The sequence below is a fragment of the Providencia rettgeri genome, from assembly GCF_013702265.1.
GTDB classification, from domain to species: Bacteria; Pseudomonadota; Gammaproteobacteria; order Enterobacterales; family Enterobacteriaceae; genus Providencia; species Providencia zhijiangensis.
Genome location: NZ_CP059348.1, coordinates 352,402 through 374,492, shown reverse-complemented (window position 1 = coordinate 374,492; position 22,091 = coordinate 352,402). Strand labels below are relative to the sequence as shown.

23 protein-coding genes are annotated in these 22,091 nt (G+C 45.0%); 7 read left to right on the top strand and 16 right to left on the bottom strand.

Annotation, left to right across the window (positions count from 1 at the left end):
• Nucleotides 1-75: 75 nt before the first annotated feature.
• Genes dsbA through H0913_RS01710 form a run of 3 tightly spaced genes read right to left on the bottom strand, consistent with a single transcriptional unit; the run spans nt 76 to nt 2,004 of the window.
• Nucleotides 76-699, bottom strand: coding sequence for a thiol:disulfide interchange protein DsbA (gene dsbA / locus H0913_RS01720; RefSeq protein WP_036948659.1), 624 nt, complete (start codon nt 697-699; stop codon nt 76-78).
• A gap of 33 nt (nt 700-732) precedes the next feature.
• Entirely contained in the window at nt 733-1,734 is a 1,002-nt protein-coding gene (locus H0913_RS01715) for a serine/threonine protein kinase (protein WP_418055364.1), read from the bottom strand.
• Nucleotides 1,735-2,004: a YihD family protein gene (locus H0913_RS01710; protein WP_006659561.1), complete on the bottom strand. Its 270-nt coding sequence runs from the start codon at nt 2,002-2,004 to the stop codon at nt 1,735-1,737.
• 214 nt (nt 2,005-2,218) lie between these two features.
• Between H0913_RS01710 and mobA the strand changes: the two genes are divergently transcribed.
• A complete protein-coding gene (mobA, locus tag H0913_RS01705) occupies nt 2,219-2,812 on the top strand; it encodes a molybdenum cofactor guanylyltransferase MobA (protein WP_154626502.1) in 594 nt (197 codons plus the stop codon).
• Entirely contained in the window at nt 2,809-3,327 is a 519-nt protein-coding gene (gene mobB / locus H0913_RS01700; RefSeq protein WP_181477879.1) for a molybdopterin-guanine dinucleotide biosynthesis protein MobB, read from the top strand. The genes mobA and mobB overlap by 4 nt, the downstream gene beginning before the upstream one ends.
• Nucleotides 3,328-3,361: 34 nt before the next feature.
• Here the strand turns inward: mobB and H0913_RS01695 are convergent, their stop codons facing one another.
• The 6 genes from H0913_RS01695 to H0913_RS01670 form a co-directional block, all read right to left on the bottom strand.
• Complete coding sequence (locus H0913_RS01695; RefSeq protein WP_181477878.1) at nt 3,362-4,375, bottom strand: LacI family DNA-binding transcriptional regulator; 1,014 nt, start codon at nt 4,373-4,375, stop codon at nt 3,362-3,364.
• Nucleotides 4,372-5,112 (bottom strand): ribonuclease Z, encoded by a 741-nt coding sequence (locus H0913_RS01690; RefSeq protein WP_181477877.1) that lies wholly within the window; start codon nt 5,110-5,112, stop codon nt 4,372-4,374. Before H0913_RS01690 ends, H0913_RS01695 begins: the two co-directional genes overlap by 4 nt.
• On the bottom strand, nt 5,102-6,160 hold the full coding sequence (locus H0913_RS01685; RefSeq protein WP_181477876.1) for an ABC transporter ATP-binding protein: 1,059 nt from the start codon (nt 6,158-6,160) through the stop codon (nt 5,102-5,104). The genes H0913_RS01690 and H0913_RS01685 overlap by 11 nt, the downstream gene beginning before the upstream one ends.
• Before the next feature lie 12 nt (nt 6,161-6,172).
• Nucleotides 6,173-6,985 carry a carbohydrate ABC transporter permease gene (locus H0913_RS01680; protein WP_181477875.1) on the bottom strand — a complete coding sequence of 271 codons (813 nt, stop codon included), beginning with the start codon at nt 6,983-6,985 and terminating at the stop codon, nt 6,173-6,175.
• A 2-nt stretch (nt 6,986-6,987) separates the two neighbouring features.
• Nucleotides 6,988-7,851, bottom strand: coding sequence for a carbohydrate ABC transporter permease (locus H0913_RS01675; RefSeq protein WP_036948646.1), 864 nt, complete (start codon nt 7,849-7,851; stop codon nt 6,988-6,990).
• A 61-nt stretch (nt 7,852-7,912) separates the two neighbouring features.
• The gene (locus tag H0913_RS01670; protein WP_181477874.1) at nt 7,913-9,130 is read right to left on the bottom strand and encodes an ABC transporter substrate-binding protein; all 1,218 of its coding nucleotides are present in this window, start codon (nt 9,128-9,130) and stop codon (nt 7,913-7,915) included.
• Nucleotides 9,131-9,352: 222 nt separating this feature from the next.
• Between H0913_RS01670 and H0913_RS01665 the strand changes: the two genes are divergently transcribed.
• Nucleotides 9,353-10,051 carry a helix-turn-helix transcriptional regulator gene (locus H0913_RS01665; protein ID WP_154602306.1) on the top strand — a complete coding sequence of 233 codons (699 nt, stop codon included), beginning with the start codon at nt 9,353-9,355 and terminating at the stop codon, nt 10,049-10,051.
• A 51-nt stretch (nt 10,052-10,102) separates the two neighbouring features.
• On the top strand, nt 10,103-10,702 hold the full coding sequence (locus tag H0913_RS01660; RefSeq protein WP_132496934.1) for a glutathione S-transferase family protein: 600 nt from the start codon (nt 10,103-10,105) through the stop codon (nt 10,700-10,702).
• A gap of 87 nt (nt 10,703-10,789) precedes the next feature.
• Here H0913_RS01660 and gorA read toward each other — a convergent pair whose 3' ends face one another.
• The gene (gorA, locus tag H0913_RS01655; protein WP_154638604.1) at nt 10,790-12,142 is read right to left on the bottom strand and encodes a glutathione-disulfide reductase; all 1,353 of its coding nucleotides are present in this window, start codon (nt 12,140-12,142) and stop codon (nt 10,790-10,792) included.
• A gap of 117 nt (nt 12,143-12,259) precedes the next feature.
• On the bottom strand, nt 12,260-13,102 hold the full coding sequence (locus tag H0913_RS01650; protein WP_036948638.1) for a 23S rRNA (adenine(2030)-N(6))-methyltransferase RlmJ: 843 nt from the start codon (nt 13,100-13,102) through the stop codon (nt 12,260-12,262).
• A gap of 229 nt (nt 13,103-13,331) precedes the next feature.
• Here H0913_RS01650 and H0913_RS01645 point away from each other — a divergent pair, with 229 nt between their 5' ends.
• The gene (locus H0913_RS01645; protein ID WP_181477873.1) at nt 13,332-13,733 is read left to right on the top strand and encodes a DUF1090 domain-containing protein; all 402 of its coding nucleotides are present in this window, start codon (nt 13,332-13,334) and stop codon (nt 13,731-13,733) included.
• Between the two features lie 175 nt (nt 13,734-13,908).
• Nucleotides 13,909-14,901 (top strand): inner membrane protein YhjD, encoded by a 993-nt coding sequence (gene yhjD, locus H0913_RS01640; RefSeq protein WP_181477872.1) that lies wholly within the window; start codon nt 13,909-13,911, stop codon nt 14,899-14,901.
• Between the two features lie 62 nt (nt 14,902-14,963).
• Here the strand turns inward: yhjD and H0913_RS01635 are convergent, their stop codons facing one another.
• Nucleotides 14,964-16,022, bottom strand: coding sequence for an NAD(P)H-dependent flavin oxidoreductase (locus H0913_RS01635; protein WP_154602300.1), 1,059 nt, complete (start codon nt 16,020-16,022; stop codon nt 14,964-14,966).
• Nucleotides 16,023-16,266: 244 nt separating this feature from the next.
• On the opposite strand from H0913_RS01635, the gene H0913_RS01630 reads away from it, so the two are divergent.
• On the top strand, nt 16,267-17,259 hold the full coding sequence (locus tag H0913_RS01630; protein ID WP_181477871.1) for a serine hydrolase domain-containing protein: 993 nt from the start codon (nt 16,267-16,269) through the stop codon (nt 17,257-17,259).
• A gap of 61 nt (nt 17,260-17,320) precedes the next feature.
• On the opposite strand, the gene H0913_RS01625 is transcribed toward H0913_RS01630, so the two are convergent.
• The 4 genes from H0913_RS01625 to dppD form a co-directional block, all read right to left on the bottom strand.
• Complete coding sequence (locus H0913_RS01625) at nt 17,321-18,853, bottom strand: M16 family metallopeptidase (RefSeq protein ID WP_154602298.1); 1,533 nt, start codon at nt 18,851-18,853, stop codon at nt 17,321-17,323.
• A 354-nt stretch (nt 18,854-19,207) separates the two neighbouring features.
• A complete protein-coding gene (locus H0913_RS01620; RefSeq protein WP_154602297.1) occupies nt 19,208-19,906 on the bottom strand; it encodes a HAMP domain-containing protein in 699 nt (232 codons plus the stop codon).
• A 196-nt stretch (nt 19,907-20,102) separates the two neighbouring features.
• Nucleotides 20,103-21,113, bottom strand: a complete 1,011-nt coding sequence (dppF, locus tag H0913_RS01615; protein WP_154602296.1) for a dipeptide ABC transporter ATP-binding subunit DppF — start codon at nt 21,111-21,113, stop codon at nt 20,103-20,105.
• Nucleotides 21,110-22,090 carry a dipeptide ABC transporter ATP-binding protein gene (dppD, locus tag H0913_RS01610; protein ID WP_036948618.1) on the bottom strand — a complete coding sequence of 327 codons (981 nt, stop codon included), beginning with the start codon at nt 22,088-22,090 and terminating at the stop codon, nt 21,110-21,112. Before dppD ends, dppF begins: the two co-directional genes overlap by 4 nt.
• Between the last annotated feature and the right edge of the window lies 1 nt (nt 22,091).

Here is a 22,091-nt window from a genome sequence, read left to right as displayed (position 1 = left end):
GGTCGAATTGTGGATATTGATAACGGACAATCAGCAAATAAAAAGATAGCGGCAAATTGCCGCTATCTTCACTGATTATTTTTTACTGACTAAGAAGTTCACAACTTTTGAGTATTCTTTAGCATAATCCTCTGCGTTATCGACAGAAATTCCGTTATTACGGATTTGATATTTACCATCGACGAATAACGCTGGCACGCCACGCAGTTTTAAATCTTGTGCAGCATTTTGTTGCTTAGCAACTAACGATTTCACGACAAAGCTATTCAACGCTGCATCGTATTCTTCACCTGTTACGCCCGCTTTAATAAACGCATTACGGATATCCGCAGGGGTATTGATAGTTTGGGTTTTCTGAATTCCTTCAAACAGAATTGGCGTCACTTTATCTTCAACTTTCAGCACCATCGCCACAGCCCACGCTTGAGTCATTTGAGCGCCTAGAGGGCCTAAGAAATCAACGTGATAACGCGCTTTAGTGACACCTTCTGGCAGGTTTTTCTCTACCGTTTGTGGCACTTTGTAGATGCTTTCAAACTGATAACAGTGTGGGCAGTAAAATGAGAAAAACTCCAAAACTTGCGGTAAGTCTTGCACCGGAGGCTTAACATCCGTGTACTCTTTACCTTCTGAATAATTTGCTGCAGCAGCACCAAAAGACATGGCAATACCAATCAAAGCCAACATGATTTTTTTCATAGAAAACTTTCTCCAAAAACACAGTCTTAAATATTAAAATTGCGGGTTCAATTGCAAAGGAGCATCTAACAACCGCTCAGTTTGCTGTGCAAACTCGATAGATTGCTTTTGCCAAAAATCAGCAGATTGGATCCAAGAAAATGCTTTCGGGAAAGCGGGATCTTGCCAGCGACGAAGGATCCATCCTAAATAATGCACCATTCGCATCGCACGTAGCGGTTCAATCAGCTTTAACTCACGTACATCAAAATCACAAAACTCGTTATACGCTTCTAATAACGTATCCAGTTGGATGATTTGCTCTTGGCGCGAACCATTAAGCAACATCCATAAATCTTGCACCGCAGGGCCATTGCGTGCATCGTCAAAATCCACCAGCCACGCTTCATCACGCCACAGAATATTGCCGGGATGGCAATCCCCTTGTAGGCGAATAAAAGATTGCTGAGCAGGCCACAGAGCCTTAACTTGGGCAATCAACTTATCCAGTGAATCTATCAATGGTGCTTTATCACGCTCAGTAATTAATGAACTGGCGGCGATAATATTTCTCGGTTGGTCGAGATACTCTTCCACACCAAGAGTCGGACGAAATGCAAAGTTTCGCTGTTTACCGATTTGATGCACTCGCCCTAATAAATGGCCGACACCCTCAAGCTGGAATAAATTGTCCGTTTCATATTGGCGCCCTCCGATACTCGGAAAGAGTGCAAACATAAACCCGCCAAATTCTAATACCGTTTGCCCGGCAAATTCTAACGGCGCAGCCACCGATAAGCCTTCATCTTGTAGCTCAAGGGTAAAATCGTGCTCTTCTTGAATTTGAGAACGGTTCCAGCGTTCAGGACGATAAAATTTCACCACATAGCGCTGGCGATTTTCATCCTGAAATTGGAAAACGCGATTTTCGTAGCTGTTAAGCTCTGTCAGCCCTGATTCTGGGTAAATCCCCGCTTCCATCAGCGCATCAAGGATCAAATCAGGGGAGATCCCACTAAAGTGGAAGCTCGATTGTTCTGTTAAATCCATGTTCATTTAATCTTTTATGATGCCACGAGCACGTAGAATGGCCGTTTTAAAATCATCTTCGTAATCTTTTTGAATACCGGGGATCACCGCATTGCTGTCAGTGCCACGCATTTTTAGATGATAAATTAATACGTCGTCTGTCAGTTCAGATAAACTGCCTTTAAAACCTGCTTCATCTGCCAGTTTTTGCAGTAATTGCACTAAATTTAAATCTGAATTGTCCTTCCATACTGGATGCAGAAGTTCGATGACTTCATTTAAACGATGGCATTTCATGTTTATTCCTTATCACGAATATTCGATACAAGTTACCAATAATCCTACAAGAGAAAAAGGGAACAGTTGTCAATCTAAGTAAAGTTTAACCGTTTCTTGTATTAATATTCATTGATTTTATAGGAAAATAGAATAGATTTTAGCTGTTACTATACTCAAAAAACTACTTAAGTTCGTTAAAACATTTTCGCTAAGATTTTCAGAGATATTGAACATGTCATTTCGTCAGTCGATTACAGGCGTGATCCTCGCAGGGGGCAAAGGCACTCGTATGGGAGGGCAAGATAAGGGTTTAATTCCTTTATTGGGTAAGCCGCTATACCGTTATATTATTGAGCGTTTGCAGCCGCAAGTCGGTCAATTGATGATCAATGCTAATCGCCACCACGCAGAATATGCGCAAAGCCAGCTGCCCGTTTTCACGGATTTAACCGCAGATTTTTCGGGCCCCTTAGCAGGGATGCAAGCTGCACTTCATCAAGTCACCACCGATTGGCTGCTATTTGTCCCTTGTGATGTTCCCGAATTCCCAACTGATTTAGCCGAAAAAATGTTTCGCGAAAAAGGCAAGCACCTTGCCTGCTATGCCTGTGATAACGAACGAGAACACCCGACATTTACCCTACTCCATCGGTCTCTGCAGAAACCGTTGGATGATTACCTCGCAAGAGGAGATCGCAAATTGATGCTATTTATGCGTGAGATCGATGCAAAAGGCGTCATATTTACCTCTGAAACCGGCACATTTGCTAACTTAAATACGCCGGAAGATAGCCGTAACTGGGAGTTACAACAAAAAAAATCATGAACCAGAACACGTTACCTCTACTCGGGATCACCGCCTACAGTGGCACCGGGAAAACAACTTTACTCAAGAAAGTTATCCCTTTACTGAGACAGCGTCATGTTCGTGTGGGCTTAATCAAGCACACGCATCACGATATGGAAATTGATACGCCGGGCAAAGACAGTTATGAATTACGCAAAGCAGGTGCAGACCAAACGTTAGTCGCCAGCAATCAGCGCTGGGCATTAATGACCGAAACCCCTGAATGCAATGAAATGGATCTGAGCTATCTGGCTAGCCGCTTTGATCCTGCTTCGCTAGATCTGATCGTAGTGGAAGGATTCAAGAGTGAGCCTATCGATAAAATCGCGCTATTTCGATCCGATGTAGGTAAACCACTAAACGGCTTAATCGACGAGTATGTCGTGGCGGTTGCCAGCGACGAAATTATCGATACTGACGTCCCGCAATTGGATATCAATAATCCTGAACAGGTGGCGGACTATATTGTTTCCTGGTGGCAAAAAAGCCAGTAAATTGCCTCTCTAAATGCCTCCTTCGAGGCATTTTTTATGCGCTTTTGCGCACAATCAGCTCAGGTTCAAGCTTAATAAGATTCGGTTGATTCTCTGACTGCGCCCAAATACCTTCGAGCAAGGTAATCACTTGCTGGGCAATGCGATTCACAGGCTGCGCCAATGTGGTGAGCTGATACCCTTCCCACCCCGCCATCGGAATATCATCACACCCCACGAGTCTGAGTTGCGCAGGAACCGCAATATTCAGCGCTTGCCGGCAACAATCCATTACCCCCAACGCCAAAGAATCCGCGGCACAAAATAAGCCATCCAGCGATTGAAGTTGCTGCTGATGCTGCAAAGCCGCCTCAAAGCCCGCTTGATAACGATAACTCCCCGCGGATAGGCACACTGGCTCGGGACAGCCCGCTGCCATTAAATAGCGTTTAAAGCCTTGATAACGCTCATTTGAGGCTTGCCCATCTCCACGCCCTGCCAGAAATCCCAACCGTGTTAAGCCTAAACTTAATAGATATTTTGCCGCCATTTCTCCGGCTAATTGGTTATCTGTTTGTACTGAAGGGATCAATCCCGCTGCATCACTGCGCCCCAATGTAATTAGCGGTAAAGAGAGCTTTAAACATTGATGAAAATGCTCCGCTGGCAGTGACCCCACCACAGCGACCACCCCATCAATTTGATACCCCGATAATTGCAAAATCGCCGCATCAAGGTCGTCCGCCTGTTTCACATTCAACAGCATCGGCTGTTTTCCGTGTCCTTGTAATGCGCTGGATAAGGCTTCAAACAAATAGGATTCATACGGGTTCGATAAATCACTGACAAGAATCGCCACGATATTTGAACGTTTTTTCTGATTAGGCGTACTCAGTGTTCGAGCAAAAAAATTAGGTTGATAGCCCAGTTGCTTCGCCGCATCTAAAATCTTTTGCTGCTTTTTCGGGTGGATACTCGCGCCTTCAGTAAATGCCCGGGATACCGACGAACGAGAAACACCTGCCACTTCCGCCACATCCGATGCCGTCACTTTGCGATTTTGCATCATGATAAACATTCCCCCTGCTGAGCCAACTGAAGAAACGGATATTCGTCAATATGTTCACGCAGGCTATCTCGGTAACGCGGTTCAATATGATAAAGCCGCCATTGGCTATTCGATTTTGGAGATAACTTTTGCAGCCGCTGGTGTAGCGATGCCCAAGAGCCATGACTCGGATGAATATCGAGGGTTTCACATTCCAAAAACACCCAATCACTTTGCAGTGCCAGTTGTTCCCCTTGAGATGAAATCTCGCCATCCCCTGAATAAAACAGACTGTGCCCCGAATTCGCCGTCAGGTGCAAACTACGGTTACTGACCGAATGTTGCGTTAACGCCGTTGCCACTTTCCAATCACCAATAAATTGAATTTCTTCACTATTTTGTCGGATGATTTCGAAACCTAATTGCGCTTTCGGCCAATGCGCGAAGGCAAGAAGCGGCGCTAATAGTGTCCATTGTTCCCGCTGAGCAATGATAGTTAGTGGACGCTTTCGTCGGTACGAATCCATCCAGTTAAGTAACGAGGTTAATCCCAGACAGTGATCCGGATGGGTATGGGTCAAATAGATTGCATCCAATTCTTCCACATGCATTTGTCCAAACAGCGCTTGAGGTACCGTTGGGCCACAATCCACCAGCAATTGATAATCTGATTCTTCCACAAGAATGCTGGCATTGATGCGCTCACTATCATAAGCATCCCCCGTTCCCACTACCGTAATTTGAAAGCTAGGCTGCATGGTTTGTCCTTGTGTTAGCCATCTCAATCCGTTGTTCCTGCCCATCAAAAAAATGCAGCGTCGAACGCGCTAAGCTTATGGGCAACCTGTCCCCCACACCATAAATCTGGTCACTCTCCACCACAAAATGCTGCCCTTGTAATGAACCCTTATCTTGTAATAGGCCATAGTAAAGCCGAGAATGCCCAAGAGGTTCCACCACGGTGATTGGCATAAAGGCATCTGGGTTTTGGTTATCCACCACCACTTGATTAGGGCGAACGCCCACACACTCTGCCTCTGCAGGTAGCGGAATATTGACTGAATCAAACATTTTCGTTGCGAGAAAATTCATCACCGGTGACCCAATAAACGATGCCACAAATTTATTGGCAGGCTTCTGGTATAGCGTTTCAGGCGTGCCAACTTGCTCAATACATCCTTGATTTAATACCACAATGCGGTCAGCCAAGGTCATCGCTTCAACTTGATCGTGAGTCACATAAATCATGGTGGCTTTCAGGTTTTGGTGAAGTTGCTTCAAGTAAATGCGCATTTCACCACGCAACTTGGCATCAAGGTTAGACAGTGGTTCATCAAACAGAAATAACTCTGGGTCACGCACAATCGCGCGTCCAATTGCCACTCGTTGACGCTGCCCACCAGATAACGCCGATGGTAGTCTGTCAAGCAAATGGGTTAATTGTAGATTCTCTGCGGTTTCCCGTACTTTTTGGGTAATTTCTCGCGCACTCATTCCCGCCATCTTCAGCGGAAATCCCATATTTTTTTCCACGCTCATGTGGGGATACAGGGCGTAGGATTGGAATACCATTGCCACTTGTCGCAGTGAGGGATGCACATCATTTAGAGGTTGGCCATTGAGTTTCAGCTCCCCGTCGGTGATGGATTCAAGCCCTGCAATCATGCGTAACAATGTGGATTTCCCGCAGCCAGAAGGCCCGACAAACACCACAAATTCGCCATTGTCGATAGTTAAATCCACTTGTGGGATCACGCAATGCCCTGCGTAGCTTTTACCAATATTAATCAGTTCTAGTTTTTTCATGATAAGTGCCTATTATTTCAATCCCATCGAGAAGCCACGTAATAAATAGCGCTGCATATAGCCCGCCAGTGCCAGCATCGGCAATGAAGAAACAATCCCTATCGCCATCATTTCTCCCCACGCGGTACCGTCTTCAGTCATAAAATTAGAGATAAATAATGGGATGGTGAATTTGTCGGGTGTATGAATAAATAACAGCGAGAATAAAAACTCATTCCAGCCGAGGATCATGGAGAAAATCGCCGTCGCGACTAACCCCGGCGCACAAAGCGGAAATACGATATAGGCTAAACGGCGCAGTAAGTTCGCCCCATCCATCGCCCCGGCCTCTTCAATTTCTAATGGAATATCGCGAATAAAACCGAGCAGCATCCAGATACAAAATGGCAAGGTATACACCTGATAAGACAAAATCAGCCCAATGCGCGTATTCAGTAACCCGACTTGGTTCATCAAAGAATAGAGCGGGATGGCAATCACAATCGGCGGCATCATTTTGATAATCAATACACCGAGCAAAAACACGTTATCGAGCTTAGCGGGGAAGCGATAACGCACTAAGGCGTAAGCACAAAAGAACGCTAGCACCACCGAAACCGCGGTTGCCCCCACCGAGACTAAAACCGTGTTGCCGACTAAGCGCAGTAAATCCCCTTCAAATAGCTTTTCAAATGCGGATAAGCTCAATTGGCTTGGCAGTAATTGCGCCCCCGATTGCATAATTTCAGACGGGGATTTAAACGCCGTGCCGAACATCCAAATAATCGGCAGCGTCATGATCAACACCGCCAACCAAACCAACAATGTATGTATTTTGGCTTTCATGATCAGCGTCCTTTCATTACGTTGCGGGCATAAATCAATGTCATCAGCAAGGAAATCGCCAACATCACTAACGCCGCCGCACTCGCCATACCTAAGTCGAAGAAGCGGAAACCGTATTTATAGACAAACATGGATAATGTCTCGGTGGAATTTCCGGGGCCGCCCCCCGTCATCACATACACTTTGTCGAATAACTTAAAGGTGTCGATAGAGCGCAATAAAAACGCCAGCATCAGTTGCTTTTTGATCAGCGGAAGCGTGATGTAGACAAAGGATTTCCAGCCTTTAGCGCCATCCACCATGGCCGCTTCGCCAATATCTTTAGGAATGGACTGCAAGCCCGCCAAGATGATCAGAAATGCCATTGGCGTCCATTGCCATGTATCCACTAACGCGATGGAATATAAGGCTAAATCCGGATTAAATAGCCACTCTTGGGCGGGTAAACCCACCGCCACCAGCAGGCTATTTAAGAACCCAAAATCGTAGTTATACCAAGAGCGCCAAATCGAGGAACACACCAGTGTGGAAAGCATCATCGGGTAGATAATGATGGGCAATGCAAATTTACGCCCAGCAAATTGACGGTTAAACAGCAGTGCTAGCCACAGCCCTAAAAGAACTTGGGCGATGGATGCCACGAGGGTAAACACGAAGGTATTTTTAATAGCAGCCAAAAAGAAAAAGTCATCGAACAATTCAGAGAAATTCGACCAGCCAATAAAGTGGTAGCTGTCATCGATATAATCCACTTGCCCAAATGCGTGATACAGCACAGATACGATGGGATACAGCGTCAATAACCCCAGCATAATCAGCGCTGGGAGGAGTAACCAAAACAACTGTTTACGGTTTTCAAATAACATACTCAGCATTCCATAAAGGCGCTAGAAACTAGCGCCATGAAAACATCACTATTTTTGGGTGCTATTTTTTGGTACTACGTTCAATGCGTTTTTGCGCTTGTTCCAAAGCTTGATCCGCGGTCATTTGCCCCATCATTGCCATTTGTAAAAAGTCCCCAAGAATACTTTCCACTTCGGCCCAATTTTGAATGCGTGGGCGCGCTTTACCGGCTTCTAATGCAGCAGCTTGTTGTGGATACCAACGGTATTGACTAACAACTTGCGGGTCTGCATAGACGCTATGGCGCGTCGGCGGCGTACCGAAGTTTAGTGCTAACGCTTTTTGCATTTCGGCGCTGCTCGCAAATGCAAGGAATTGTTCCGCTTCCACTTTGTTTTTCGCATCTGCCGGAATCGCCAACTGCCAAATACCCAGCATCGGTGCTGGCTGTCCGGTTTCTGCTGGTGGCGCCATCATTTCCATTTTGCCGACCACATTCGAGACTTTGGCGTTATCAAGATCAGGCACCCAAGCTGGCCACACTTCGATTGCCATCGCTGCGGTACCTTTTTGTAATGCATCACGTACTTCATCCGCGTTAAACACATCCACCCCTTTCGGTGCATATTGCTTCATGGCTAAGAAGGTTTCTAACGCTTGTTTGGCTTGTGGGGTATTCAAGGTTGGTTTTCCGTTACTATCGACAACATCGCCACCATATCCCCACAAAATTGGCAAAAATCCCGTCACGATCGGGTTGCCTTTTACTCCGCGATACACCACGCCATTGGCTTTGCCATCTTGGCTAATGGTTTTCGCTGAGTTCAACACATCCGTCCATGTTTTCGGTTGTTGAAGCTTGTACTGGTCGAACAGGTCTTTATTCCACGCAAACATCGCCACGTTGCCTACCATTGGCAATGCATAGCTCGCACCTTTGCCATCTTGACGGCCGATATCTACGGTGGACTGAATAAAGTCTTTATCTTGGAGTGAATCAGGAAGTGGGGATAGCCACTTGTTAGCAAGGAATTCAGGTGCCCACGTGTCATCCATTAAGATCACATCATAGTTACCGGTTTTTTCGCGCATGGAGAGCACGACACTTTCATACAACCCTTTACTCGGACGCTTAACTAAGGTGATGTCTGCCTTGGGATTATTTTTTTTATATTCATCGACCACAAACTGCATCGCATCACCGTAACTGCTATCTCGTCCGGCAATAATTAATTCTGAGGCGCTAGCGCCAAGTGTTGAGGCTATCAGAGCGGATGCCAATAATGTGCGCTTAATCATTTGCTTCTCCTAGTGGATGTCTCTTGTTTTTTGTATGAATTTTCGGTTGAGTCGTTTTTGCACGCGCGTTCAAGTTGCCATGGCAGGCTACGGCTGGAAGATGACAGTTAGATGAAGGTGAAGTGAAGGTTTTATTCAGAATGATAAACACGATTGGAATTCAAGGATGGCTTTCTTTAGTATGATGGCAATTCTTTGCATAACATCCTAACTGAGAGCCGAATGACTCGCACCCAACGCTTACTCACGCTGATTCAGATCCTGAAAGAGAATCGCTATCCGGTCACCGCTGACGCCCTCGCCTGTCAGTTAGAGGTGAGTGTTCGTTCCATTTATCGGGATATTGAATCGCTACGCGACCAAGGGGCTGAAATTACCGGGGAAGCGGGCATTGGTTATCAGTTAAAAAGCGGATTATTATTGCCACCATTAATGTTCGATGAAAACGAACTGGAAGCACTGATATTGGGTTTACGCTGGGTACAAAGTAATGCCGATGAAGAACTCAAAAATTCAGCTCTACGCACGCTAAATAAAATCAATGCCGTGGTGGGTAAAGAGGCGCAGATCATCCTAAACAGTAATACGTTATTTGCCCCGACGACTCAACTTAATGAAGTTGACGAGCATGTGGCTAAAAATTTGCGCTTGAGTTTACGGGAAGAGCGCAAAGCCAAAATAGCGTATGTGGATATTAAAGGGCAATCCAGTGAACGGATTATTTGGCCGATTGCAGTGGGCTATATGAAAGACACCCAAGTGTTAGCAGCTTGGTGCGAGCTGCGTCAAAGTTATCGCCATTTTCGCTTAGATAGAATGCAATCTTACACCGTGTTAAGCGACACGCTTCCCTACCCGAAAGGTTATTTACTCACCCGCTGGCAGCAAGAAGTCTTGTGCGTCACTCCTGACAATTTCTGACACCGCCTTCGCTTATAGTCAGTGCTCTACTTCATTTAAGGAAAAACCACTATGAGCGAGCTAGTTCTATTTACCAATGCAATGTCCCGCGGCAATACCGTTGATTTACTATTAAAAATGATGGACGTTCCCTATAAGCGCATTGAATTAGCTTATGGTGCAGAGATGCACACCAAGGAATACCTTGCCATTAATCCGATGGCAAAAGTACCAGCTTTAGTTGATGGTGATGTGGTTGTCACGGAATGTGCGGCGATTTGTCTTTATTTAGCCGATAAATTTATTGAAAAGGGCTTTGCCCCTGCGCTCAATAGCCCTGAGCGTGGTGCTTATTACCGCTGGTTTTTATTCACCGCAGGTCCGATTGAATCTGCGTTTACCGTCCTTGATTTAGGTGTGGAATTAACAGAAGAGCAGCAAAAATCGTCAGGTTTTGGTAGCGTTGAACGCACTTTAGCAACACTAGATGTCTGCCTTGCCAGTGCCAAGCCCTATATTTGCGGTGAAACATTAACCGCAGTGGATGTCTATGTCGGCTGCTTTGTGATGTTTTTAATCAAGTATTGCGGGTATACCGCAACACCGCCGATGCAAACCTATATGGATAGCCTAGCAACACATCCAGAGATTGCCGCGCTGTTAGCGATGTAGTACGTACTATCATCACCGTGAAATACAAAAAGGCGCAGAATTAACCTGCGCCTTTTTAATATCTCGCTAAAGAGAGTTAAACGATGCTTAACGCATTGTCACAAACTCTTCGGCAGCCGTCGGGTGGATTGCAACAGTGTTGTCGAAATCTTTCTTAGTTGCGCCCATTTTGAGAGCGACCGCGAAGCCTTGCAGCATTTCATCCATACCAAAACCGATACCGTGGATGCCGACAATTTTCTCTTCTTTACCCACACACACCAGCTTCATACGGCATGGTTGGCGATGAGAAGTCACCGCGGTATACATCGCAGTAAATGAAGATTTGTAGCATTTCACTGCATCAGCACCATATTTTTCAATGGCTTCTGGCTCGGTTAAACCTACTGTGCCAATTGGTGGATGGCTGAATACCACCGTTGGTACGTTGGTGTAATCTAAATGCTCGTCAGGCTTGTTATTAAATAAACGCTCAGACAGACGGCGACCCGCAGCAACCGCTACTGGCGTTAACTCTACCGCACCGGTGTTATCGCCAACCGCGTACACGCCAGCAACATTAGTATTCTGATATTTATCGACTTTAATATAGCCTTTCGCGTTTAGCTCAACGCCTGCCGCTTCAATATTCAGGTTATCCGTCATTGGCTCACGACCGATTGCCCAAATCAGCGCATCGACAGTTTGCTCGTGACCATTTTCTAATTTCAGTGTCAGTGAACCGTCTGCATTTTTAACCACTTCTTTCGGAATAGATTCTGTGTGCAGCGTTGGGCCTTCTGTGTTCATCACTTCCACTAACGTTTCAACGATAAGCGGGTCAAACGCACGCAGTGGAGCATGTTTACGCACAAACAGGTGCGCTTCGCTACCTAAACCATTTAAAACACCCGCCAGTTCAACAGCTATATAGCCTGCACCGACGACAGCAACACGTTTAGGCAGAGCTTCCAGCTCAAAGAAACCGTCAGAGGTCATGCCATATTCTGCGCCAGGGATCGCAGGGATCACCGGACGACCACCCGTTGCGATCAGAATATGATCCGCGGTGTAAATCTCGCCATTCACTTCAACAGTATGTGCATCAACAAAACGAGCAAAACCTTTGATCACATCGACTTTATTATTGCCAAGTACGCGATCGTAAGATTGGTGGATTCGGTCGATATAAGCAGTACGGCTCTCAATTAATTTCTTCCAGTTGAAATCATTGATAGTAGTATCGAAACCATAATCTGGACCATAAGCACGAATTGCTTCAGAAATTTGCGCTGCATGCCACATCACTTTTTTCGGTACACAACCGACGTTAACACAAGTGCCGCCTAACTCTTTAGCTTCAATCAGGGCACACTTTTGTCCGTACATTGCCGCACGGTTCATTGACGCAATACCGCCGCTACCGCCGCCAATTGCAATATAGTCGTAATGTTTGCTCATAACTTGGTTGTTCCCATTTGTTGAATTACGAATACGTTAATATTCTCTTATTATGCTATGTAAACATAAACATTTAAGATAGCTATTGCCTGTTACTGCAATAGCCAGAGTCTATTGTTACTCAGGTACAATCCACTCAACTAATGTATGCCCAGTGCCTTCTGGCACCAGTGTTTTATGTAACCATGGCAGGACATTTTTCATCTGCTGCTCAAGTTTCCAAGGCGGGTTAATGACAATCATACCGGATGCAGTCATGCCGCGTTGGTCGCTATCAGGGCGCACCGCTAATTCAATTTGCAGAATTTTACGGATACCCGTTGCTTCGAGCTGGTTCACCATGCGTTTGATTTGCTGGCGCAGAACTACCGGATACCAAATCGCATAAGTGCCTGTTGCGAAACGCTTATAGCCTTCGACAACGCCTTTTACGACCGCTTCGTAGTCTGATTTCATCTCATAAGGTGGATCCATCAGCATAAAACCACGGCGGCTTTGCGGAGGTAATTTCGATTTTAACTGCTGATAACCATCTTCGCGGGCAACTTGTGCACGCTCATCGCGAGAAAACTCAGTACGCAATAATGGATAATCACTTGGATGTAACTCGGTTAAAATCAGTTTATCGTGCTCACGAAGTAAATGTTTCGCTAATAGTGGCGAGCCTGGGTAATAACGTAAGCGACCGTTTTCATTTAAACGGCGTACAACTTGCATATAAGGCAGTAGTTCCTCAGGTAAGTCCGGTTGCTCCCAAACTCGTGCAATCCCTTCGAGATACTCCCCTGTTTTTTCTGAATGTTCGCTGGTTAATTGATAACGACCCGCGCCAGAATGGGTATCCAGATACAGAAATGGTTTCTCTTTTTCTTTAAGAGATTCAATGATCAGACTTTGCACCGTATGTTTGAGAACATCCGCATGGTTGCCTGCGTGAAAGCTATGACGATAACTTAACATGTCGCGTTTATTTCCTGAGGAATTCAGCAGCCACATTTGTGAATGCTGTTAATAGAATCTGTACAGAAGGTCTGTTGAATGAAAAATAGACCGAATAATTTCTTTCGCGCCATTATAGCTAAAATTTGATGGGATTGTCATAGTGACAAAACATGACAAAATTGCACATGACCTTTCCTTACCAAAAAGTTATCCTAAGCAAAATTAAAAACCATAATAGGGAAAACCAATGAAACGAGTATTTATAATATCTTCCATATTGGCTGTATTTTTAGTGAATAATCCTGCAACAGCAGGTAATTCATCCCAAGGGTGTGAAATCAAAAAGCAGAAAATTGAAACTCAGCTCAAATATGCCAAAGCACACGGTAGTACCTACCGCGTAAATGGCTTAGAGCGCGCACTCGAGAACGTTAACCGCTACTGTACCTCTGATTCGCTGTATCGCGATAGTCAGGAGAAAATTGCCGAAAAACAGAAAAAAGTTGCTGAGCGCGAAGCTGAATTGCAGGAATCTATTCAAAAAGGTGACCCTGAAAAAATCGCTAAACATAAGCGTAAAGTTGCCGAAGCAAAGGCAGAGCTTCAAGAAGCCCAAGACCTTTCAGACATCTACAAAGACACCCTTTAATAAAAATTCAAGTTTAATCAAATAGTTAATTTTTATTCTTTATCTCACCCTATGCCTAATTTTGGATAAATAAAGGCATAGGGTGAAATTATCAACAAATTTAGGCTATAGTATAAAAGAATATAGAATGGTGAATTATAAGCATATTTTGATTAAGCAGTGAAAAGGGGAACGCATGTCAGGCATGCAAGATGAGCAACAAAAAGAGACCAACAAATTAAAATCCACTCTAAACAAAAGCCTAGATGGCAGTAAAAAAGCCCTAACGTTCTCAATGAGGGTGGTTGATTTTGTTTGTGCAATTCCATTTATTGCGCATTTAATCCGCACGGCTCAACGTTTTACCGATAGAATGGGTAACCAGTTTGGTGCCGCAATTACCTATTTCTCGTTTTTATCTCTAATCCCCGTACTGATGTTTAGCTTCGCTGCGGCAGGTTTCGTGTTAGCCAGCAATCCTGAATTACTTGAAAAGCTCATTCGTGGCATTTCTGCCAACATTACTGATCCCACACTTGCCAATACCCTTGAACAGACCATTGATACTGCCATCCGCCAACGTACTACTGTGGGGTTAACGGGTTTAGCGTTAGCGGTCTATTCTGGCGTTAACTGGGTGAATAACTTGCGCTTAGCGATTTTGGCGCAATCTCGTACCATTTGGGAACGGAATGAATCGGAGCAAGAAAATATCATTTTCCGCTATATTCGGGACTTTTTCGCACTAATTGGCTTACTAATTGCGTTGATTGTCACCATTACACTGACCTCCGTAGCAGGCTCTGCGCAAGCGACCATTGTCAGTACACTTGGCTTAGACAGCATCGAGTGGCTAAGACCAGTTTGGACATTGATTGGTTTAGCGATTTCCATTACCGCTAACTTCTTATTATTTTTGTGGATTTTCTGGATTTTACCACGTATGCAGCACCGTCGCCGCTCACTACTGAAAGGCACCTTACTCGCTGCTATTGGGTTTGAAATCATCAAATCTATCATGACATGGATTTTACCAACCTTAGCCTCTTCACCATCGGGGGCAGCTTTCGGTTCAGTATTGGGGTTAATGGCATTTTTCTATTTCTTTGCCCGACTCACACTCTTTTGCGCCGCGTGGATTGCCACGGATGAGCCGAAAGGTGGCGCACAAGACGTTCTCACTTCTTAATCTCAATCATAGGGGAATGACGGATTTATCATTCCCCTATCTCATTTATTCCATTTATTTGCTTATTCCATCTCTTTCACTAACGTCGCCATCAAATCTTTTGCACTCATTTCACGGACTTTTGCCACATTTTGTCCCGCCCAATGAGCTGCAAATTCATCACTGCCTGAGTGAGTAGCCGCGGCATTCAGCTGCTTACCCACATCGTAAGCAATCGGGTAATCTGGCAATTTATTCACATCATATTCCTGCCCTGCCTGCATAAATTGATTGAAAATACCTCGAGCAGGCCGCCCTGAGATAGCGGCAGTTAAATAAGTATTGTCCATCGTTTGGCTTTTCAGCTTACGACGATATCCTTCATTTGCCGCAGATTCTGGGCATAACAGAAAGGCGGTTCCTAATTGTGCGGCAGAGGCACCATGAGCAAGGGCTTGCTTGATATCCGCACCGTCCATGATCCCCCCTGTCGCAATAATCGGTAATTGGGTGTGTTTAGCAAGTAGCGCAACCAGCTGATTTGTCGTCAGTTCTTCATCTTTTAGTTGCACATCAAACATGCCACGGTGACCACCCGCTTCTATTCCTTGCGCCACAATTGCATCAATGCCTGCTTGCTCAATTAATTGGGCTTCATGTAAGTTTGTCGCCGTCGCCATCGTAAAAATACCTTCTTTTTTCAAGGCATTGATAACTTCACGAGACGGCACATTGAAGTGGAAACTCACGACTGCGGGTTTCATTTCTAAGAAAAGCTCCAACATGGCTGGGTTATCTAAAAATGAGAGATAAATTTCATCCAATTGCTCCGGAGCTTGATGGTTAAATTGCTGAAATTTAGGCTGTAAATGTGCCAACCAAGCCTGTTCATTCTGGTTATTGCGTTGTGGTGTCGTATGGCAAAACACATTCACATTAAACGGCTTGTCCGTCAGTGCTTGAGTGGCGGCAATCATTGACCTTGCTTGATCTACCGAGCTCGCACCCAGTGCTAAGGAGCCCAATCCACCCGCCTCACAAACAGCGGCTACCAATGCAGGTGTTGAAACCACCGCCATAGGTGCTTGAATAATAGGATAACGTAGGTTTAGGCGATGCAGTAATACATTGGAATGGCTCATACTTTCCTTACCTTTTTATGCTCACGCGATAGATGAATGGCATGTTAATAAATTGCATATAATATGTATCTTTATCATTCTATCCCAATATTTCCCCAATGAACCTAACTGTTTTTCGGAATGTGATATCGACCGCACTTCTCATGACTACCATAAAATTAGCAAACTAAACGCATTTTAAGCGTGTATGTTATAGCGACAAACAGCCGAAGATACAGTAAGCCTGCACCTAAGGAAGCCGACAATGCTAATCTCTCAATTGGAAAATCTATCTTGTGGTGTCGTCGTTTATTACCATAATCAGCCACAAAACTGCATTGGAACATTCTGCGCGCGAGGTAGCGATCTTGCGGGGAAACCATTAACTGTCGATACGCCTTTGCGCATTGCGAGTAACACCAAACCCTTTACCGCCGCAGCGATTTTACGCTTGGCTGAAATGGGAAAACTGTTTGTGGATGACGATATTTCTCATTATATTTCAACAAAATACAATCAATTACTCTCACCAAAATATGACACCGAGGCGATTACCATCCGCCACCTACTCAACCACAGTAGCGGGCTATTGGATCATGCCAACGAAGAATACCTCAAAGACATCTTAAAACGTCCTGATTATCAATGGACACGTTCAGAGCAAATTGAACTATATGTTCAGCAAGATCACCCCTTTTTCCGTCCTTCTGAAGCTTTTATCTATTCTGACACGGGCTATATTCTGCTTGGGAATATTATTGAGCGAATGACGGGGCAAGCATTGGGAGAAGCTGTCCGAGAACTTTTGAAATTTAATGAAATTGGCTTGCAGAGCGCTTACTGGGAAACGTTTGAATTCCCTGCCACAACGGAACCTCGTGCAAAACAGTACCTTGGAAAACTCGATTGCTCCGACATGGATCCTTCAATGGATGTGTATGGCGGTGGTGGCTTAGTGATGTCCTCGAAACAAATGGCGCAGTTCTTTGAAGCGCTATTTAGCGGTAAGATTTTTGCCAAGTCGGAAACTTTAGACACTATGTTAAGTGCAGGTTCCCATGAAGGGGCGCAAGGCTATCGGCAAGGGATCATGGTCAGCGAGGTCAACGGCATGACACTCTATTCCCATTTAGGCTTTTGGGGTTCCGTTGCGTACTACTCACCGGCAACTCAAACCAGCGCTGCGGGTTTTGTGGATAATCGAGATTCACGGAACGTACTGATTAACGCGATTGAAGCATTGTTAACGTCTAAATAAAGCGCCATCAACACAAAAAAATAGCCCTCATTATTGAGGGCTATTTTTATTCAGTTAACCACTAACGAGTCAATGGTGCTGGAATCGGTAACGCTGGTGCAGGCTCGCCCTCTTGAGGCTCTGCGACTGCTGGAGATTCAGGTGCCGGCTCCACAACCACAGGTAATTTAGGCCATAACACTTGCGTGAATTTCTGGCGAATTTGCTCCGCATCCATGGTCTGTTTTTCTTTCGGTTGCGCTAAGACAATCGCTGCTTCTTGAGACAGTAAACGACGTGCTTCCATGTTCACTTGTTCAAGATTTTGAGTCCCTAAGAACGCTTGTCTGAGTAATTGATACTGCTCAGGAGCGATATCCACAACACCATTTTGTTGTGAAATCAAACGCTGGCTAATTAACACATCGGTACTGGTACGTGCATATGCCGCAAACAGTTGTGATAATTGAACTTGCTTCTCTTTCATCATGTCGTTGAACAGCTCTGGGTCAATACCATTTTGTTTGATTGTCGCCAGTTCGTTCAGCGCCACATCTGCTACTGCGGCCATTTTTTCTGGTGGTGCAGAAATGGCTAATGTGCAACTCGCTTTTTGATACTGAACACGACAATCTAAGCCTGGGGTCACACCATCTTCAGCAAACTTTTGTTTAAAGGTTTTCTGCAATGAGCGGTAAATGGCTTCACGAGCGAGGTCGCTTCCCCAATAACGCAGCAATACGTTGGAATCCTTAATGGGTAACCAATCGATATCCCAAATTAGAGAAAGCGTATCTTGCGTTGATTTATCTTGAAGAATATCAATTGCCTGAGGCTTAACTGACGATAAAACGGCAACCGAAACAGGCTCAGAGCGCTTGCCTTCTAATGATGAAAACGCTTGAGTGATACTGTCAGATAGCATGCGAGAATCCACATGTCCCGCGACGTATAACGTCATAACATCGGGTGTATACCATTTTTGATAGAACGAATTCACACTGGCTAAATCGACTTTACCGTTTGGCTTCTGCCCTGGATCATAACCTAGCATCGCCGACCCATTGAGACGGGCACGCCAAACAGGGTCATTGGCATTTACAGGCAAGGTAGCCACTGGAATATTAGGAACTGTTAAGCCACTCTGCAATGAATTCTCAGTATACTGCGCCCCAGCGACAGACGTTGCCAACCAACTTAATGCTTGTTTCACCAAATCAGGGCGGTTGTTAGGCAGGCTTAAACTATAAATTGTGTAGTCGTAAGAAACCACGGCTGGAGGTAGCGGCATATCAGGGTCGGTTGCCTGACGCCAAAAATTTTGTAATGTAGCTGCAGGGAAAGCTTCAGATTGATGGAATAGCGCCATTCTAGGGATCAGATAACTGTACCCTTTTTCACTGGCTTTTTCAGATAACGAACCTGTTTTAATGGCTAACCGAAGTTGGATTCGATCATTTGGACGCTGTGGTGTTTGTAATAACTGCCAATTAAAGCCATTCTCGAGCTTTCCTTGCTGCCATGCTGGATCGGGTTGTAAAGGTTCAGCACTAGCAAAACCAGTGACTGATAAAAGTACCACGCCGATGATATATCGCACTTTCAAACCCTGCATGTAGACCCCTATGTTCTTTATATCCTTGTATTTAACCGTAAACAGCAACAGAAAAATTAACGAAAAACGCTAATTGACTCGGTTAAGCGATATAGTTTGGCTTCATCAAAAATTTGATTATCACTATACCCGAAAAAAACATCGTTGCATGTTATTGAGATAATTGGGCGGCGCTCAATACGCTAAGTCGCTAAGTTGATCACTAAAATGCATGTCAAACATCACCATTTATCTGCTGATATTTCGCATTTTGGATACGACAGATAGTGAGTAAGTCGCCCGAATCTTGCTGCTAACAATATGATAGGTATGTGTAATGATATTAGACCACAAACCTTATAACATGTTCATGGCTTAATCTGAATTTTGTTGTTTTATTTGACGATTATAACCTTTCGCCAATAACCCTATCTCATCATCTTGATGATATTGAGAAACTTCCAAATGGTCGACGTGTTGATTTGCTTGCAACTCCCCCGCCATTTTACGCAGTGGGCGTACAATCATGCGGCTCACACACCACGTCATTGCAATAGAGATAATCAGCGCTAGCAGCAAATACGTTGTCGTTAACAACGCAAATGTGTTGAGTGCAAAACGATAAACCCGGTTAGAATCCACTTGTAACGTCAAATAACCTTGAGGTTTCGCTTGTGGCGCCATCGTGCCATAGGCATACAATGGGACAGTCATCTCCACCGGAATACCAATCAGCGGTAAAGACCATTCAGGGATCGGTTTCGGCGTGGCAAAGCTTAAATTCATTACCGTCGCATTATCCACCGTCACAATGGCTTTTCCCATAATCCCCGAGGTTTTCAGGCTCACAAGTAACCTTTTGGCTTCGTTTAAATCGGAGCTAAGTAGTGAATCCGTCAATGGTTTCTGGACTTGAACTACGGCATTGCTCAGTTGATTTAAATAATCTTGTTTGCGCTGTTCTAAGAGGTAAGTAAATTGAATGGACAAAAAAAGTGCAAGAAAAAGCAACGTAATCACAAAGAATACGACCATGCTCTTAAACGTGAGTGAACGTTGGACACGAGTGTTCATTTCCCACAACCTTCCTAATCAAGCTGCTTTTTAAAGAAAAAATCGGACAAACAGTATACTTGATTTTCCGTATAAAGGTGCAGCTTTAAAAAAGAAAGATCACTTAATTTAGGATAAGCTCCAAATTAACCGCTAAAGTGAGTAAATACAGCATGAAGAAACGGCAGAAAGTCTGCTTTTCTGCCGTCTAACGTGATTAATTTGCGACTATTGCCTGCTTTTCGTCTTCATCAACGGCAAAACAAGCGACTAACTGCTCACGGTAGTTTTTCAATGCAGGCTGAGATTGCGTACATGGACCAAAAGCGCGTCGACAACGTGCTGCAAACGCACACCCTGGAGGTGGATTCATTGGGCTCGGTAATTCTCCCGTTAATTTAATGCGTTCACGGCGTTGGTCAGGGTTCAAGCGTGGCGTCGCAGAAAGTAGCGCTTGAGTGTATGGGTGCTGAGGATTGTTAAAAATCTGCTCTTTAGTCCCCTTTTCCACACAACGCCCCAAATACATCACCATCACTTCATCCGCGATATGCTCTACTACCGATAAATCGTGGGAAATGAACACATAGGAAAGCCCCAACTCTTGCTGTAAATCCATCATCAGGTTCAATACTTGAGCACGCACGGACACATCCAACGCCGATACTGGCTCATCCGCCACCACCACATCAGGGTCTAACATCAACCCACGAGCGATAGCGATACGTTGCCGTTGCCCACCGGAAAACATGTGTGGATAACGACTATAGTGCTCGGTTTTCAAACCCACTTTTGCCATCATTGATAACACTTTTTCTTTGCGCTGCTCTTTCGACAGCGAGGTGTTAATCAATAAAGGCTCTTCCAAAATTTGCCCGACTTTTTTACGTGGGTTCAACGAACCATACGGATTTTGAAAGACAATTTGGATTTTTTGACGACGAAGTTTCTCTGCTGCTTTATCAGCAATTAGCAAGTTTTGGTCACGATAATACAGCTCACCGGCAGATGGCTGCTCAATCATCGTTAACAGGCGCCCAAGTGTGGATTTCCCACAACCTGACTCCCCAACCACTGCCAGTGTTTTCCCTTTTTCTAATTCAAAAGAGACACCATCAAGCGCTTTGAGTGTTTTCTCCTTCGAGAAAACTCCGCCTTTCACAGAATAATATTTTTTTAAATCCACCGCTTTTAAGAGCGGCATTCCTTTGGCTTGTTGCTCACTCATAGCGTTGGTCTCCCCATATCATCCAGTGGCATGTGACATTTCACCTGACGGTCACCAATGGTTTGTAACGCAGGCTCTTCTTGGCGACAACGATCCGTTGCATACGGGCAACGCGGGTTGAGCAAGCACCCTTCAGGGCGGTCATACTTACCGGGTACAACACCCGGCAAAGAAGCTAAACGCGATTTGTTGCTAGCAAACTCAGGCAGTGCGCGCAGCAATGCTTGGGTATATGGGTGTCTTGGATGTTTAAAAATATCCTTCGCTTTCGCAGACTCGACCACTTGCCCAGCATACATCACGATAATATGGTGCGCGGCTTCCGACACTAACGCTAAGTCATGGGTAATCAGTACTAGCGCCATATTTTCTTGTTGTTGTAACTCAAGCAATAATTCGATGATTTGCGCCTGAATAGTCACATCGAGCGCGGTTGTTGGCTCATCGGCAATCAACAGTTTTGGACGACACGCAATCGCCATCGCAATCATAATTCGCTGGCTCATCCCACCAGATAACTGATGCGGATATACGTCAAGGCGCGACTGCGGATCAGGAATTCCCACCATGTTTAGCAGATCAATTGCCCGCTGTTTACGGGTGCTTCGATTGCCCCCTTGGTGAACTTTTAACGCTTCCATAATTTGATAACCGACTGTAAAGCACGGGTTCAAACTGGTCATCGGGTCTTGGAAAATCATGGCAACATCTGCGCCGACAATTTGACGACGCTCTTTTTCAGGGATGGACAATAAATCACGTCCATCAAATTGCAACGATTTCGCCATCACTTTGCCGGGGTAATCAATTAACCCCATGATCGCCAGTGAGCTAACTGATTTACCTGAACCTGATTCGCCGACGATCCCCACCACTTGCCCTTTCTCAACTTGGTAGCTGATGCGGTCAACGGCGCGAAACGGGGTTCCTTCGTCACCAAAGTGAACGGAAAGTTCTTCTACATTTAACAATGCCATT

Bases quoted from the DNA above. Each gene is read 5' to 3' on its own strand.
- H0913_RS01695 (WP_181477878.1), bottom strand. From the start codon at position 4,375: ATGATGCAAAATCGCAAAGTGACGGCATCGGATGTGGCGGAAGTGGCA.
- H0913_RS01715 (WP_418055364.1), bottom strand. From the start codon at position 1,734: ATGAACATGGATTTAACAGAACAATCGAGCTTCCACTTTAGTGGGATC.
- H0913_RS01635 (WP_154602300.1), bottom strand. From the start codon at position 16,022: ATGAGCCATTCCAATGTATTACTGCATCGCCTAAACCTACGTTATCCT.
- H0913_RS01675 (WP_036948646.1), bottom strand. From the start codon at position 7,851: ATGTTATTTGAAAACCGTAAACAGTTGTTTTGGTTACTCCTCCCAGCG.
- H0913_RS01680 (WP_181477875.1), bottom strand. From the start codon at position 6,985: ATGAAAGCCAAAATACATACATTGTTGGTTTGGTTGGCGGTGTTGATC.
- gorA (WP_154638604.1), bottom strand. From the start codon at position 12,142: ATGAGCAAACATTACGACTATATTGCAATTGGCGGCGGTAGCGGCGGT.
- mobB (WP_181477879.1), top strand. From the start codon at position 2,809: ATGAACCAGAACACGTTACCTCTACTCGGGATCACCGCCTACAGTGGC.
- dsbA (WP_036948659.1), bottom strand. From the start codon at position 699: ATGAAAAAAATCATGTTGGCTTTGATTGGTATTGCCATGTCTTTTGGT.
- H0913_RS01630 (WP_181477871.1), top strand. From the start codon at position 16,267: ATGCTAATCTCTCAATTGGAAAATCTATCTTGTGGTGTCGTCGTTTAT.
- H0913_RS01645 (WP_181477873.1), top strand. From the start codon at position 13,332: ATGAAACGAGTATTTATAATATCTTCCATATTGGCTGTATTTTTAGTG.
- H0913_RS01670 (WP_181477874.1), bottom strand. From the start codon at position 9,130: ATGATTAAGCGCACATTATTGGCATCCGCTCTGATAGCCTCAACACTT.
- H0913_RS01625 (WP_154602298.1), bottom strand. From the start codon at position 18,853: ATGCAGGGTTTGAAAGTGCGATATATCATCGGCGTGGTACTTTTATCA.
- dppD (WP_036948618.1), bottom strand. From the start codon at position 22,090: ATGGCATTGTTAAATGTAGAAGAACTTTCCGTTCACTTTGGTGACGAA.
- H0913_RS01710 (WP_006659561.1), bottom strand. From the start codon at position 2,004: ATGAAATGCCATCGTTTAAATGAAGTCATCGAACTTCTGCATCCAGTA.
- H0913_RS01650 (WP_036948638.1), bottom strand. From the start codon at position 13,102: ATGTTAAGTTATCGTCATAGCTTTCACGCAGGCAACCATGCGGATGTT.
- mobA (WP_154626502.1), top strand. From the start codon at position 2,219: ATGTCATTTCGTCAGTCGATTACAGGCGTGATCCTCGCAGGGGGCAAA.
- dppF (WP_154602296.1), bottom strand. From the start codon at position 21,113: ATGAGTGAGCAACAAGCCAAAGGAATGCCGCTCTTAAAAGCGGTGGAT.
- H0913_RS01690 (WP_181477877.1), bottom strand. From the start codon at position 5,112: ATGCAGCCTAGCTTTCAAATTACGGTAGTGGGAACGGGGGATGCTTAT.
- H0913_RS01660 (WP_132496934.1), top strand. From the start codon at position 10,103: ATGAGCGAGCTAGTTCTATTTACCAATGCAATGTCCCGCGGCAATACC.
- yhjD (WP_181477872.1), top strand. From the start codon at position 13,909: ATGTCAGGCATGCAAGATGAGCAACAAAAAGAGACCAACAAATTAAAA.
- H0913_RS01665 (WP_154602306.1), top strand. From the start codon at position 9,353: ATGACTCGCACCCAACGCTTACTCACGCTGATTCAGATCCTGAAAGAG.
- H0913_RS01685 (WP_181477876.1), bottom strand. From the start codon at position 6,160: ATGAAAAAACTAGAACTGATTAATATTGGTAAAAGCTACGCAGGGCAT.
- H0913_RS01620 (WP_154602297.1), bottom strand. From the start codon at position 19,906: ATGAACACTCGTGTCCAACGTTCACTCACGTTTAAGAGCATGGTCGTA.